This window comes from Ligilactobacillus murinus, assembly GCF_003288115.1.
Classification (GTDB): Bacteria; Bacillota; Bacilli; order Lactobacillales; family Lactobacillaceae; genus Ligilactobacillus; species Ligilactobacillus murinus.
In genome coordinates this window covers 1,051,677-1,066,321 of the sequence record NZ_CP023565.1, presented here as the reverse complement: position 1 = coordinate 1,066,321, position 14,645 = coordinate 1,051,677, and the positions used below count along the sequence as shown (strand labels likewise).

Sequence of the window (14,645 nt, the reverse complement as noted above, 5' to 3'; positions counted from 1 at the left end):
AATAAATGGCAAAGATCAGCGTAAATACAGGAGAGGTCAAGCGAAATGTACGACAGATCAGTACTGCTGGCAATGCTTTGGCGGGTAAGCAAGATGGTTTGCGACAACCAAATAGTAGCATTAACACGCCAACGCCTAAAAAGATCCGAGAAAAATATACTCAGATCAATAATTTATTGCATAGATATGGAGCTTTGGTTAAAAATGATGCCAAGCGGATCGAAAAAGTAGCTCAAAATATGCGTGAACTAGACGAAAAAATGGGACGGAGGTGAACCAAATGACTAAGATGAATTACATGGAGTTATATGGATTCATGCTGGCAACAAACCAAGGCTTGAACAGTCGGCGTGATCTATTACGTAAAACGCAAAAAAGCTTAAATGTTTTTACAAGTGGTAAAGGCGGTCTCACTGGTGGTGCTGCTGATGGGATCGCAAATTATATCAGTGAAGTGCATGCCAGTGGGCTACAGACAATGATCGAACAGTTGCTACAACGTTTTGAGGACCTTTTGAAGATCTACGTTGCTTCATATACAGGTGTTGATAAAGGTGGGAATGATTTTTATCTAGCTACGAGTGATTATGAGGCGATCAAGGGACAAAGCGATAGTTACCGTGGTGATGTTGCAGCAAAAGTCGCACATTTCAATAAGATCACACATGGTGTCAGTGATATTGTCCCCAGTGGGACCTATGTTCAACAGGCAAATGAAGCTAAGTCTCGAGTGAATGATTCGTTGGATAATATAAAGCGAGGTATCAAAGACCAGCAAGAAAGCTGGCAGACCTATGAAGCCGAACAAGTCAGAAAATTTGATGAATTAGATGAGATGATAGCTGCAATCGAACGCTTGATAGGACAATATAGTTCCCAGAAGTTGCCCTAGTTTACTGGTTATCAAAAAGGCGCTTTTGCAGAGAAAATCAATGGTAAGACACAGCAGGTCATCACGACTTTACAAGATAATATGTATCGAGACCGTAACTTAGTTAGAAGTGCAGAAAAAAAGATCGATCAGACCCAAAAGACATATCAACGTTATCTGGTTCATCTAGAAGAAGAACGGAATAAACGTGAAGGAAAAAACGCATTCTACACGGATCTATTCTTTATGGCTCTTGGTGTTGGAATAACGATAATGTCTGGAGGTATTGCCGTTCCAGCATTAATGGCTTTTGGTATGGCTTTGGACGGACTAAATTTGTATGAGGACTATACGAAAATGACGTCTGGAAAAAAATATGGAGATAATATCATAAAATGGTTATTAATGAAGACCGGATTAAAAAGAGAAAGTACTGAAGGAGTATATTCGCTTTTGAATTTGGCAGGTGCTGTATCAGGTTCCGCCGGAGCATATAAGTCTTTAGTAAAGGAAGGACAGTTTGTAAGTAAAGGAATAAAAACAAAACCGTTACTGCAAAATAGCAAACAGGTGTGGCGAGATTCTACAAGTGTTAAGAATCTATTTAATTTTGCTGATGACAGTAAAGTTACCGGAAGCACAGCTAAAAAAGTAATGCAGGCCTTTGGAAATGATTCACATGCGATAGGCGATAATGTCAAAATAGCTAAGAAACATAAGTTATTACTAGAGGGTATTGTTCCAAAATTAAGTAAGGGTGCTTCGGGCAAAGTTATTACAAAAACATATGCAAAAGAAACATTGAAACAAGTAACTTTTGCAGGTGTAAAAGATGTAGTGATAGCCCCAGCGGCTAGTGCCGTAACAAATTCAGTAGTGGGTAATGATACAAGCAGTATTGAATATAAAATGACTAATAAATTTGCAGGTAAGATAATCTCTAAACCAGTTAAGACAGCGGTAAATGTCCATATTGGAATGTGGAAAGATGGATTAACTGGCGGCAAGGTAACCGATAAGATCGCAAATAGAGCAATGCTCAGAGAAAAATTTGGTGATAATAGTGTTCGGTCTGAATTAGACAATACGTTTGATCTCTTGAGAGATATGAAGGAACTATACACGTGGTAGAACTAGAAAATTTGGAGGAAATAATATGGCAATAGAGACCTGGGATAGTCCGTATATAGCGATTTGGCTATACCTAAGTATTTTAGCAGTAGTGCTATTATTTGGTGTACGAGGGTATAGTGACAAAGTGAGTGGGTTAGAAGCAGCGGGATATGGTATGTTGATAATAATACTGTCAGGATTGAATGGAGCAGCATTAGGGCAATATATGTATGATGATGAAGCAAAATATGATGTTCTAGGTGTTTTGGGAAATACATTAGGGTTGTCAGGATCATTACTGATAAGTGGATTTATATTGTTAATATTTTATCGGTATCGAGTAGTGAAACATCCTGAAGAGATTATTGTTAAGAATGGGGATATAGAGATTAGTGGTTCTTATTTACTTAGTAGCCTATCAATAATATTATGGCTAGGAATTATGTTGGGTGGTATAGGTGTAGGTCATATTGTTATGGGATTGGTTGGTGATAGAGAGGGATTATTGATTGCTAGTACAGTACTTATTCCAATTGCTATAGCGATTTGGTTAATGACAAAATATAGCAAATGGATGTTTAAGTATATCGTCTGGGTGTTACGTCGCAAAGGGTTGTTGCAAGTAGAGGATGATGAAAGTAAGTCTAAAGATATTGATTGACCCTTATTATTTTTAAGATCGAGAGGAGAATTACAATGACAAATGTATTTGATTTATTAGGTGTTATTGTGTTGTTTGTGATCGTTTATTGCTTGAATTTATCAGTTGGTAAGAGTGGTGTGGCAGGTAAATTATCTACAGGTTTTGCATTATTTCAAACATTAGTGGTTTTTGCTTCAGCTGGTGGAGCAATGATCTTATTGGGAGACTTAGTTAAAAATGAGGCAGTTTCATTATTTTTAGCAGTTTTTGGCTTAAGTGGGGTCTTGTTACTGAGTGGCTTTATGTCATTTAAATATTATCAACAACGTATCTTGGCTCATCCTGAAGAATTTTATATTCAAGATGGTAGCGTAGTCTTTGAAAAGTCATATCTTTTTGGTGGTGTAGTTAGTTACCTAGGTTTCGGGATCTTAGCAGCTGGGATCGGTCTAGCCAATACGATATCAGTTGTGATCGGTGATCGTCATGGAGTGCTTTATGGCTTAGCTATTTTTGCTCCGATCATCATTGCGATCTATTTATTTGCTAAATATCGTAAATGGGCCATGCAATATATTATCAAAGAACTAAGTGAACAAGGAAAATTGATCGAAAAAAATACGGGTGAACAATAGATCTTTCAAATAAAAAGTTAGATAACTATCAGTACTTCAAGGATAATTTAACAGCCAGAAGATGAGGTGAAGCAAATGACTAAGATGAATTACATGGAGCTATATGAATTCATGCTAGCGGCAAACCAAGGTTTGAATAGCCGGCGTGATCTATTACGTAAAACACAAAAGAGTTTAAATACTTTTGCAAGTGGCAAGGGGGGCCTCACTGGTGGTGCCGCTGATGGGATCGCAAATTATATCAGTGAAGTGCATGCTAGTGGGCTACAGACAATGATCGAACAGTTGCTACAACGTTTTGAGGACCTTTTGAAGATCTACGTTGCTTCATATACAGGTGTTGATAAAGGTGGGAATGATTTTTATCTAGCTACGAGTGATTATGAGGCGATCAAGGGACAAAGCGATAGTTACCGTGGTGATGTTGCAGCAAAAGTCGCACATTTCAATAAGATCACACATGGTGTCAGTGATATTGTCCCCAGTGGGACCTATGTTCAACAGGCAAATGAAGCTAAGTCTCGAGTGAAAGATTCGTTGGATAATATAAAGCGAGGTATCAAAGACCAGCAAGAAAGCTGGCAGACCTATGAAGCCGAACAAGTCAGAAAATTTGACGAATTAGATGAGATGATAGTTGCTATCGAACGCTTGATAGGACAATATAGTTCCCAGAAGTTGCCCCAGTTTACTGGTTATCAAAAAGGCGCTTTTGAAGAGAAAATCAATGGTAAGACACAACAGGTCATCACGACTTTACAAGATAATATGTATCGAGACCGTAACTTAGTCAAAAGTGCAGAAAAAAAGATCGATCAGACCCAAAAGACATATCAGCGTTATTTGGTTCATCTAGAAAAAGAACGGAATAAACGTGAAGGAAAAAATGCATTGATGATTGATGGATTTTTCTTCCTACTAGGTGGAGCCATCACTATAGCCTCAGGTGGGATAGCGGTACCATTACTATTAGGATTTGGTGTTGGTCTAGATTTGCTTAATTTATATGAAGACTATACGAAAATGAAGTCGGGTAAAAAATATGGGGATAATTTTATAAAGGATTTTTTGTTACGTCTAGGAATTAATAGAGAGTATGCGGAAGATACCTATTCAATTTTAAATTTAATTGGCGGTGTGGCTGGTTCAAAAGGTGCTTTTAAATCCTTAGTAAAGGAAGGACAGTTCGTAAGTAAAGGGATAAAAACAAAACCGTTACTGCAAAATAGTAAACAGGTATGGCGAGATTCTACAAGTGTCAAAAATCTATTTAATTTTGCCGATGATAGTAAGGTTACTGGAAGTACAGCTAAAAAAGTGATGCAAGCCTTTGAGCATGATGCGCATGCAATAGGCGACAATGTCAAAACAGCCAAGGAACATAAATTATTGTTAGAAGGTGTTGTTCCAAAATTAAGTGAGGGTGCTTCAGGAAAAGTTATTACAAAGACATATGCAAAAGAAACGTTGAAACAAGTAACTTTTGCAGGTGTAAAAGATGTAGTGATAGCCCCAGCGGCTAGTGCCGTAACAAATTCAGTAGTGGGTAATGATACGAGCAGTATTGAATATAAAATGACTAATAAATTTGCAGGTAAGATAATCTCTAAACCAGTTAAGACAGCGGTAAATGTCCATATTGGAATGTGGAAAGATGGATTAACTGGTGGCAAGGTAACCGATAAAATTGCGAATAGGGCTATGCTCAGAGAAAAATTTGGTGATAATAGTGTTCGTTCTGAATTAGACAATACGTTTGATTTCTTGAGAGATATGAAGGAATTATACACGTGGTAGAACTAGAGGATTTGGAGGCGATGATATGGCAATAGAGACATGGGATAGTCCCTATATAGTGATTTGGCTATGTTTAGGGGTATTAGTAACAGTGCTGACATATGGTGTGCGAGGATATAGTGGCAAAATAAATGGATTAGAGGCTATTGGATATAGTATGGTAATCGGTGCTCTAGCTATCTTAAACGGAGCAGCGCTGGGTCAGACAATGTATGACAAAACGGCGAAGTATGATGTTTGGGGGAGTTTAGGGACAATGTTAGGCTTATCGGGGCCTTTAATAGTGAGTGGCTTAACATTGATAGTGTTTTATAGATGTCGAGTAGTAAAACATCCAGATGAATTAGTAGTTAGGGGTAACGATTTAGAAATGGGAGGATCCTATTTATTAAGTGGGATAACATGGTTTATGTTTTCTGGATTGTTGTCAGGGGGGATAGGTGGCGGATACTTAGTTGATGAACTTCTAGGAGATAGAAAAGGGGTGATTTATGCCTTATCAATGCTTTTACCAATTATTGTAGCAATTTGGTTAATAGCAAAGTATAGCAAATGGATGTTTAAGTATATCGTCTGGGTGTTACGTCGCAAAGGATTGCTACAAATAGTGGATGATGAAGATTCCAAATAAATTTTAGAGAAATCAGAAGTAGTTATGATTTCTAAATTGGTGATTGGTTAGCCGACCACTTTACATATGATCTTTTGAGAGATGTGAAAGAACTCTATACGTGGTAGAACCAGATAATTGGAGGCGATGATATGGCAATAGAAACATGGGATAGTCCTTATATAGTAATTTGGCTATGTTTGGGAGTATTAGCAACAGTATTGACATTTGGTACGCGAGGATATAGTGACAAATTAAATGGCTTGGAGGCTGCATTTTATAGTGTAGTGATTGGAGGATTAGCTATTTTGAATGGAGCAGTCTTAGGACAAGTAATGTACGATAAGACGGCTAAATATGATGTATTAGGTGTTTTAGGAAATACATTAGGTTTATCGGGATCATTACTGGTAAGTGGATTCATATTGCTAATATTTTACCGTTATCGAGTGGTGAAACATCCAGAAGAGATCATTATTAAAAATGGGGATATAGAGATTAGTGGTTCTTATTTACTTAGTAGCCTATCAATAATATTATGGCTAGGAATTATGTTAGGCGGTATAGGTGTAGGTCATATTGTTATGGGATTAGTTGGTGATAGAGAGGGATTATTGATTGCTAGTACAGTACTTATTCCAATTGTTATAGCGATTTGGTTAATGACAAAATATAGCAAATGGATGTTTAAGTATATCGTCTGGGTGTTAAGTCGCAAAGGATTGCTACAAGTAGTGGATGATAAAGCTTCTAAATAAATTTTAGAGAAATCAGAAGTAGTTATGATTTCTAAATTGGTGATTGGTTAGCCGATCACTTTACATATGATCTCTTGAGAGATATGAAAGAACTCTACACATGGTAGAACTAGAGAATTTGGAGGAAATAATATGGCAATAGAGACCTGGGATAGTCCCTATATAGTGATTTGGCTATGCCCAAGTATTTTAGCAGTAGTACTATTATTTGGTGTACGAGGGTATAGTGACAAAGTGAGTGGGTTAGAAGCAGCGGGATATGGTATGTTGATAATAATAATGTCAGGATTGAATGGGGCAGCATTAGGGCAATATATGTATGATGATGAAGCAAAATATGATGTTCTAGGTGTTTTGGGAAATACATTAGGGTTGTCAGGGTCATTACTGATAAGTGGATTTATATTATTAATATTTTATCGGTATCGAGTAGTGAATCATCCAGATGAAATTATTATAAAAGATAATAATTTAGAGATAAGTAGTTCTTACTTATTGGGTGGTATAACTGCTTTTTTTAGCTTTGGATTTATCTTGCTAGGAATAGGTTCAGGCCATATTGTATATGGTTTAAAGGCAGGGAGAGCAGGCTTTTTCTATGGTTCATTACCACTGATTCCATTCATATTAGGTATTATATTAATGACAAAATATAGTAAATGGATGTTTAAGTATATCGTCTGGGTGTTACGTCGCAAAGGGTTGTTGCAAGTAGTGGGTAATAAAGATTTCAAATAAATTTTAGAGAAATCAGAAGTAGCCATGATTATTACTAAATTGGTGATTGGTTAGCCGACCACTTTACATATGATCTTTTGAGAGATGTGAAAGAACTCTATACGTGGTAGAACCAGATAATTGGAGGCGATGATATGGCAATAGAGACATGGGATAGTCCCTATATAGTGATTTGGCTATGTTTAGGGGTATTAGTAACAGTATTGACATATGGTGTGCGAGGATATAGTGGCAAAATAAATGGATTAGAGGCTATTGGATATAGTATGGTGATCGGTGCTTTAGCTATCTTAAATGGAGCAGCACTAGGTCAGACAATGTACGATAAAACAGCGAAGTATGATGTTTGGGGGAGTTTAGGAACTGCGTTAGGGTTATCAGGCCCTTTAATAGTGAGTGGCCTAATATTGATAGTTTTTTATAGATGTCGATTAGTAAAGTATCCAGGTGAATTAGTAGTTAGAGGTAACGATTTGGAAGTGGGAGGATCCTATTTATTAAGTGGGATAACGTGGTTTATGTTTTCTGGATTGTTATCTTGTGGAATTGGAATGGCTGGCTATGTTCAAGCATTAAAAGGCCCAAAGACAGGTTTCTTTTATGGGTCGTTAGCCTTAATTCCTGTAGTGATAGCAATTTGGTTGATAGCAAAATATAGCAAATGGATGTTTAAGTATATCGTCTGGGTGTTACGTCGCAAAGGGTTGTTGCAAGTAGTGGATGAAAAGGATTCCAAATAAATTTTGGAGTAGTCAGAAATAGTTATGATCGATAAATTGGTGGTTGATTAGTCAATAACTTCATACATATATGAAAGAAGTTTTCTAAATTCTTGACGAAGTACCAAAAGTTATCAAAGTAGATTGCCGTATGTGGCTAATTGATATTGTAGCAGGGAAAAGTATCGAAAGTGGTGGGGGATTAGAGAGTTTTTGGTATTAAATAGTTTCTTATTGATTATTTTCCTAGTTGGAACAATGCCGACAATAGTTATTTCCGTACAAACTCAACAAATTTTTAGAATTTTTTATGGAATTACGGTAATTTTATTGATCAATTCGCAAATTTTTTGTAGATGGTATAACGGAATAAAATATGCTGGTTTCATTGGTAGCTATTATTATGGCGGGGTTCTATATGATTACAACTAAAGATATTTTTATAGAAATTTCTTTAATGACGTTTGAAATGCTGGCTTCACCTAAATTATTTTTGTATTGGTTGATTTTAAATACTTCTTATCGTCATAACCTAATAAAAGAGTTTAAGCCTAAAAATGTTGAAAAATCATAAATTTTTGTATCAAAAAAGAAAAGTAATGGCAATATGTTTAGAACAGCGAGGTGAGAATGATATTTAACAAAAAGAAAGACGTGATCGCATTAGTGATAATATCTCTCGTGATGATCGTATTACTTGGAGAAAATAAAATGGCGATCATCAAAGAAACTGGACGAGTCAGAGAAACGCTTGCGCAAAAGTTTCCAAGCAAAGAAGATAAACAGCGACGTATAGCGTTATGGGTAGTGCAGAATTTTGATGTTTCGGAACCTATAAAAGAAATAAAGGTAAGTAAAATAAAATCTTATGGGTTATTCGGAACGGGAGGAAGAGCTGTATCGGTAATTATTAATAATAATGAAAATTATATTATTGATGGGATAAGTGTTGGAAGCGATGGAACACCGAGAGGAATAGCAATATATGGAGATGATGTTACGAGCGTTTATAACAGTAAAAGAACATTGGAGGGGATTAAAGTAAAATCTTGGTAGGAGTAGGGCTACATACAGTAAAGCTAGAAAATTTGGAGGCGATGATATGGCAATAGAGACATGGGATAGTCCCTATATAGTGATTTGGCTATGTTTAGGGGTATTAGTAACAGTATTGACATATGGTGTGCGAGGATATAGTGGCAAATTAAATGGCTTGGAGGCTGCATTTTATAGTGTAGTGATTGGGGGATTGGCTATTTTGAATGGTGCAGCTTTGGGACAAACAATGTACGATAAGACAGCCAAGTATGATGTTTTAGGGAGACTTGGAAATGTACTGGGCTTATCATCTCCACTAATAATAAGTGGTTTGATACTCTTGATATTTTACCGCTTTCGTGTTGTAAAATATCCTAAGGAATTCATGATTATAGGGCAAGATGTAGAGATAAGCGATTCCTACTTAATTAAGTGGAGCAACGACATTTTTGTGGATTGGATCAATGCTAGGAGGAATCGGCATGATGGGGTACGTACAAGCATTAAAGGGAGGGAAAAAAGGCTTCTTTTATGGTTCATTAGGCCTAATTCCTGTAGTGATAGCGATTTGGTTAATGACAAAATACCGCAAATGGATATTTAAGTATATCGTCTGGGTGTTACGTCGCAAAGGGTTGTTACAAGTAGTGGATGATGAAAGTAGATCTAAAGATACTGAATATCGTAAATAAACCGGCAACATATTACAAAAGAACTAGGTGAACAAGGTAAATTGATCGAAAAAATATAGATGAAAAATAGATTTTGGAGCTAAGATTTTTTAAAAGAAGGAAGATGTTATTTAATGGAAAGTAGATTACGTGTGTCAAAAAGAGCCAAGTTAGTTAAAACTGACACAGATTATTTTGCAAAATTAAAATATGGGTATTTAACGGTAGCAGTAGCTATTCTGAGCTTTGTTGCAATTTTAATAGTTGATTATCTTTTGGTCCAGTATAGTGATGCCTACTTTAATTTATTAGTATTATACAGTAATGCATTACATGGTTTTATCAGAACCTGTTTGATAATAATTTTAAGTATTATTCCAGTGATCGTATGTAAGGTAAGTGCATTGATAAATCCTGTTGTATCGATCTCATTTTATTTCATTAGTTTGATCGTTTTGGGCTTTCCTTTAGGAGTGGCTATTTCAGTACTTCCAGAATTAATAATTCCTGTGGCCGTGCAAGTAACAGTTTTAACACTATTATTTTGCTCGATCGGTATAATTTTTAAAAAGGATCTATCATCTTGGGGCTCTATTTTAAGCTTTGGATTAGTAGGTATAATTTCAATGACATTCACAAATTGGCAGTTTTTGCATTTAACTTTTTTGAATACTATTTCATATTATGCTACTGTGTTGCTATTTTTAGGTTATTTGATCTATGATGCCAATATGGCTATGAACAGCTATACCGAGGCTAAAGAACTGGGTGGGTTATTTTTTGTCAGTATCTTATTAGCCAACTCATTGGATATTTTACAAGATATCATTGTCCTTTTCTTGGAGATCCTGACATCGGATTCAGATGATGATTCGGACAATGATTCAGATGGTGGCTTTGATAGTTTTTGGTAAAGTATATGTGATTTAGACCGTAATATGATAGCGATAATCTGGAATTTAAAAATATTAAAGTCTTAGCAACATTTGTGTCAAAGAAGAAAAGTAATGGCAATATATCTAGAATAGCAAGGTGAGAATGATCTTTAACAAAAAGAAAAATATGATCGCATTAGTGATGGTATCTCTTATAATAGTCGTATTGCTTGGAGAAAATCAACTGACGATCGTTAAAGAGACTGAACTAGTTAGAGAAGTGCTTGCGCAAAAGTTTCCAAGTGAAACAGAGAAGCGTCGACGTATCGCGTTGTGGGTCGTACAACATTTTGAAGGACCTGAACCAATAAAGACGATAGAAGTAGGGAAAATTGAAAGTTACGGCTTTTTAGGTACGGGGGGTAAAGGTGTTTCTGTACGAATCAATAAGAAAGAATATAATGAAGTAGCACTAGTATTAAGTAGTGACGATATTCCTAGCGGGGGAGTAGGTGGTATTTCTGCGCAGTTTGAATATAAATACGTGGATAAATTGAATTCAGATCTTGATGGTATAGAAGTTCTATATTGGAGATAAAACTGTGGAAAATTTAGTACAAAGATATGAGTTTGGTATGAAGTGTCAATTGATTTTAAATTACGATGGCGTATGTTAGGTAATTATGTACAGAAATTCGGAATACATAGATCAGCGAGGTAAGTGAAATTGCTTAACAAAAAGAAAAACGTGATCGTATTAGTGATAGTATCTCTTATAATGATCGTATTGCTTGGAGAAGATCAACTGACGATCGTCAAAGAGACTGAACTAGTTAGAGAAGTACTTGCGCAAAAGTTTCCAAGTGAGGCGGAGAAGCGTCAACGTATCGCGTTGTGGGTCGTACAACATTTTGAAGGACCTGAACCAATAAAGACGATAGAAGTAGGAAAATTTGAAAGTTACGGCTTTTTAGGTACGGGTGGTAGAGGTGTTTCTGTACGAATCAATAAGAAAGAATATAATACGATGAGTTTGCAATTGGTAAAAGATAGCCCCAATGGTGGCTTTGGAATTCATAAAGCAAATGAGTTTCATTTTGAAAAACAAAATGATAAAAATTTAAAGGGTGTAGAAGTCAAACTTTGGCGGTCAGACAACGGGTAGTAATTCAAATAGCATAATAACAAAATGTCCAGCATGATCTTTTACGATCGCGCTGGACATTTTGGTTAATATGTTGGTTTGATCTTTAGTTCTTCTTGAGCAGTTAGATCAGCATCAGGATACTTACGCTTCAAAGCAGTCAGTAAGATCCGCTTAGCTAATTCACCGTTGCGGGCTAAGATCGGGCCGTGGAAGTAAGAACAGTAGACATTCTTATAGATCGCACCTTCACCTTGATCTTTGCCGTTGTTACCGTGGCCACTGATGACCTTTCCTAAAGGACGTTCATCCTTACCGAGATAGGTGACACCATTGTGGTTTTCAAAACCATGGTATTTTTGTCCTGTTTCTTCGTTTTCGATCACGATATCGCCGATGAAACGGTTATTGTCTTGGCTTTTTGTATAATGATCAAGTGCGGAGATCCCCTCGATGCGCTCGCCATTTGCCCCGATATAATATTTACCTAGTAATTGGTAGCCCCCACAGATCGCAAGCATTGGACCGCCGTCTTCGATATAATCAGTCAAAGCTTGTTTTTTGGCTTGGATATCCTTAGAAACGATGACTTGCTCATAATCTTGGCCACCACCGAAAAAGGCAATGTCGAATTTTGTAGCCTCAAATGGTTGGTCAAGTGAGATAACTTCTGAAGTCAGTTCAACATCCATCTGTTTGGCATAGTATTCTAAAACTAAAACGTTGCCGATATCACCATAAGTGTTCAATAGATCGCCATAAAGGTGTGCTAGGTGAAGTTGGTATTTCATATTAATCCATGCCTCCCTTGATATAGCCTTCATCTGCCAAAAGTTTCCGTAATTGTAAGACGGCAGTGTATGTTGCTAGTACGTAGATGTGTTCTGTCGGCATCGTTTTGAGGTAAGCTAAGACGTCTTTTAGACTTTCACGTTGCGCAAAGTTTTCTTCGGGAACCCCAGCTACGCGTAAACGGAATGTGATGTCTTTGTAACGTTCGCCCCCAGTCAAGACACTAGGGATCTTGTCAAATGGTAAGTTTTCAAAATCACCATCCCAGATCCAGCTCGTATCGATCCCGTCAGCGTAATTAGCGTTCAACAAGACTGCCAGTGAAAATGGCTTATCATCGGTCTTGATCATTTCTAAAACTTGGTCAAGACCGACTGGATTTTTGACCAAGATCATTGTGACTTCTTTACCATCGAGATCGATCACTTCTTGCCGGCCAAAGACTTTTTCATCATTTTGACTGAGTGCTTGGCAGATAGTTTTTGGTTCGACCTCTAATTGAGATCCGACTGCATAAGCGGCTAGGGCGTTATAGATGTTGTAGGTCCCACCGATATGCAAGTCGACTTCATGTCCGTTGATCGTAAATTTAGAAGACTGTGGGGTCTGTGCTAAGATACGATCGACTTTATAAGTCAATTTTGGCCGTTTAAAACCACAATTAGGGCAAAAATATTTACCTAAATTACTGTAGGAACGGTATTTGAAATGTAAGATATGTTGGCATCCTGGGCAAAGCAAGCCATCAGTATTAGCAGGAGCAAGTTGATCTTTTTCAGCTTTATCTGCAAAACCGTAATAAACAACTTTATTAGGCAATTCCTTACTATTAAAAATAGGGGCATCGCCATTTGCAAGTACAAGCGCATCGGGGTGCATCAAGACACCCTTCAAGATTTTGCCATAAGTCGTGTAGATCTCACCATAACGATCCATTTGATCACGGAAAAGGTTAGTCAACACGAACATTTTTGGTTTGATATATTCGCAGACGATCGGCACATTGGCTTCATCGGTTTCAAGGACAGCGAGGTTTTTGCCCGAGCTCGTTTTTTGAGCTGTCAAAAATGCGGTCACGATCCCTTGTTTCATATTAGAGCCGCTCTTATTAGTCAAAACATTACCATATTTAGCTTGTAGCACTTTTACGGTCAAAGCGGTCGTCAGTGTTTTACCATTGGTCCCAGTGATGATCACGATCTCGTAATTTTTAGCTAAAGCTTTTAAAACATCAGGATCAATTTTTAAAGTTAACTTACCAGGCAGAGAGGTCCCACCGTGCATAAAATTATGCAAGAACCAGTGAGAAGTTTTACCCGCAGTAATTGCGATTGAACTTTTAAATGACATGAAATTTCCTCCGATTTTTTTATGTCAACTTGTATCTTACCATAAAATACGGATCAGTGCGCAGAAAAACGGGTTGAGCCGTACGGATAGCATAGGATAAGCCAAGAGGCGGTTTTGGCGTCTTGCTTATCCGTAGCTATCAGCTAGGCTCAGTTTTTCGGAGCACGACAAAGATCAGTACGCGCAAAAACGGGTCAAGCCGTACGGATAGCGAGACCTAACAAATTTGTTAATGAAATTTACGTATAAATCATATATACTAGTTTAGGAACTACTAAAAGGATGGTGGCGTTAGTGGCACAGCTTTTTTTCCGCTATGGAGCAATGAACAGTGGCAAGACGATCGAGATCTTAAAAGTTGCACATAATTACGAGGAACAAGATAAAAGTGTGATCATTATGACCAGCGGGTTAGATGATCGCGATGAAGTCGGCTATGTTTCGAGTCGGATCGGGCTCAAACGTAAGGCATATCCGATCTTTGAAGAAGATGACCTATTAGCTAAGGTCAAAGAACTAGACCCAAATGCGGCATGTGTTTTGGTCGATGAAGCGCAGTTTTTGAGTAAACATCACGTCTTGGAATTAACACGTGTAGTCGATGAGTTGAACATTCCCGTGATGACATTTGGTCTAAAAAATGATTTTCGTAATGAATTATTTGAAGGGTCAAAATATTTATTACTCTATGCCGATAAGATCGAAGAGATGAAAACGATCTGCTGGTTTTGCAATAAAAAAGCGATCATGAACTTGCGAGTAAATGATGGCAAGCCAGTTTATGATGGCAAACAGATCGAGATCGGTGGCAACGAATCCTATTATCCAGTGTGTCGCAAACATTATGTTGCGCCACCAACTGATACAAACAATATTATTAAGTAAGGAGAT

General features: G+C 37.2%; 19 protein-coding genes. 17 read left to right on the top strand and 2 right to left on the bottom strand.

Going from position 1 to position 14,645, the window contains the following annotated elements; translation table 11 throughout:
- The first annotated feature begins 5 nt into the window (after positions 1 to 5).
- The 16 genes from CPS94_RS05325 (at position 6) to CPS94_RS05255 (ending at position 11,633) form a co-directional block, all read left to right on the top strand.
- Entirely contained in the window at positions 6 to 275 is a 270-nt protein-coding gene (locus CPS94_RS05325) for a TIGR04197 family type VII secretion effector (protein WP_004049229.1), read from the top strand.
- A 5-nt stretch (positions 276 to 280) separates the two neighbouring features.
- Positions 281 to 892: a T7SS effector LXG polymorphic toxin gene (locus CPS94_RS05320; protein ID WP_112194607.1), complete on the top strand. Its 612-nt coding sequence runs from the start codon at positions 281 to 283 to the stop codon at positions 890 to 892.
- Positions 893 to 973: 81 nt separating this feature from the next.
- Entirely contained in the window at positions 974 to 2,002 is a 1,029-nt protein-coding gene (locus CPS94_RS05315) for a hypothetical protein (RefSeq protein ID WP_112194609.1), read from the top strand.
- 25 nt (positions 2,003 to 2,027) lie between these two features.
- Positions 2,028 to 2,645 (top strand): hypothetical protein, encoded by a 618-nt coding sequence (locus CPS94_RS05310; protein WP_112194611.1) that lies wholly within the window; start codon positions 2,028 to 2,030, stop codon positions 2,643 to 2,645.
- A gap of 35 nt (positions 2,646 to 2,680) precedes the next feature.
- The gene (locus CPS94_RS05305) at positions 2,681 to 3,262 is read left to right on the top strand and encodes a hypothetical protein (protein ID WP_112194613.1); all 582 of its coding nucleotides are present in this window, start codon (positions 2,681 to 2,683) and stop codon (positions 3,260 to 3,262) included.
- Positions 3,263 to 3,337: 75 nt separating this feature from the next.
- Positions 3,338 to 5,059, top strand: coding sequence for a T7SS effector LXG polymorphic toxin (locus CPS94_RS05300; protein ID WP_112194615.1), 1,722 nt, complete (start codon positions 3,338 to 3,340; stop codon positions 5,057 to 5,059).
- A 25-nt stretch (positions 5,060 to 5,084) separates the two neighbouring features.
- Positions 5,085 to 5,690 (top strand): hypothetical protein, encoded by a 606-nt coding sequence (locus CPS94_RS05295; protein ID WP_004049223.1) that lies wholly within the window; start codon positions 5,085 to 5,087, stop codon positions 5,688 to 5,690.
- 131 nt (positions 5,691 to 5,821) lie between these two features.
- Positions 5,822 to 6,427 carry a hypothetical protein gene (locus tag CPS94_RS05290; RefSeq protein WP_112194616.1) on the top strand — a complete coding sequence of 202 codons (606 nt, stop codon included), beginning with the start codon at positions 5,822 to 5,824 and terminating at the stop codon, positions 6,425 to 6,427.
- 132 nt (positions 6,428 to 6,559) lie between these two features.
- On the top strand, positions 6,560 to 7,165 hold the full coding sequence (locus CPS94_RS05285; protein ID WP_112194618.1) for a hypothetical protein: 606 nt from the start codon (positions 6,560 to 6,562) through the stop codon (positions 7,163 to 7,165).
- 134 nt (positions 7,166 to 7,299) lie between these two features.
- Positions 7,300 to 7,905 (top strand): hypothetical protein, encoded by a 606-nt coding sequence (locus CPS94_RS05280; RefSeq protein WP_112194620.1) that lies wholly within the window; start codon positions 7,300 to 7,302, stop codon positions 7,903 to 7,905.
- A gap of 397 nt (positions 7,906 to 8,302) precedes the next feature.
- Complete coding sequence (locus CPS94_RS11330; protein ID WP_162626411.1) at positions 8,303 to 8,458, top strand: hypothetical protein; 156 nt, start codon at positions 8,303 to 8,305, stop codon at positions 8,456 to 8,458.
- Positions 8,459 to 8,595: 137 nt separating this feature from the next.
- Positions 8,596 to 8,940 carry a hypothetical protein gene (locus CPS94_RS05275; protein ID WP_148458537.1) on the top strand — a complete coding sequence of 115 codons (345 nt, stop codon included), beginning with the start codon at positions 8,596 to 8,598 and terminating at the stop codon, positions 8,938 to 8,940.
- Between the two features lie 46 nt (positions 8,941 to 8,986).
- Positions 8,987 to 9,526: a hypothetical protein gene (locus tag CPS94_RS05270; RefSeq protein WP_225432387.1), complete on the top strand. Its 540-nt coding sequence runs from the start codon at positions 8,987 to 8,989 to the stop codon at positions 9,524 to 9,526.
- 201 nt (positions 9,527 to 9,727) lie between these two features.
- Complete coding sequence (locus tag CPS94_RS05265; protein WP_112194626.1) at positions 9,728 to 10,507, top strand: Bax inhibitor-1 family protein; 780 nt, start codon at positions 9,728 to 9,730, stop codon at positions 10,505 to 10,507.
- A gap of 124 nt (positions 10,508 to 10,631) precedes the next feature.
- Positions 10,632 to 11,066: a hypothetical protein gene (locus CPS94_RS05260; RefSeq protein WP_112194628.1), complete on the top strand. Its 435-nt coding sequence runs from the start codon at positions 10,632 to 10,634 to the stop codon at positions 11,064 to 11,066.
- Positions 11,067 to 11,195: 129 nt separating this feature from the next.
- A complete protein-coding gene (locus CPS94_RS05255) occupies positions 11,196 to 11,633 on the top strand; it encodes a hypothetical protein (RefSeq protein WP_056959792.1) in 438 nt (145 codons plus the stop codon).
- Positions 11,634 to 11,698: 65 nt separating this feature from the next.
- Here the strand turns inward: CPS94_RS05255 and CPS94_RS05250 are convergent, their stop codons facing one another.
- Positions 11,699 to 12,403 (bottom strand): type 1 glutamine amidotransferase, encoded by a 705-nt coding sequence (locus CPS94_RS05250; RefSeq protein WP_112194630.1) that lies wholly within the window; start codon positions 12,401 to 12,403, stop codon positions 11,699 to 11,701.
- A gap of 1 nt (position 12,404) precedes the next feature.
- The gene (locus tag CPS94_RS05245) at positions 12,405 to 13,754 is read right to left on the bottom strand and encodes a Mur ligase family protein (RefSeq protein ID WP_112194633.1); all 1,350 of its coding nucleotides are present in this window, start codon (positions 13,752 to 13,754) and stop codon (positions 12,405 to 12,407) included.
- Between the two features lie 294 nt (positions 13,755 to 14,048).
- Here CPS94_RS05245 and CPS94_RS05240 point away from each other — a divergent pair, with 294 nt between their 5' ends.
- On the top strand, positions 14,049 to 14,639 hold the full coding sequence (locus CPS94_RS05240; protein ID WP_039936145.1) for a thymidine kinase: 591 nt from the start codon (positions 14,049 to 14,051) through the stop codon (positions 14,637 to 14,639).
- The last annotated feature ends 6 nt before the right edge of the window (positions 14,640 to 14,645 follow it).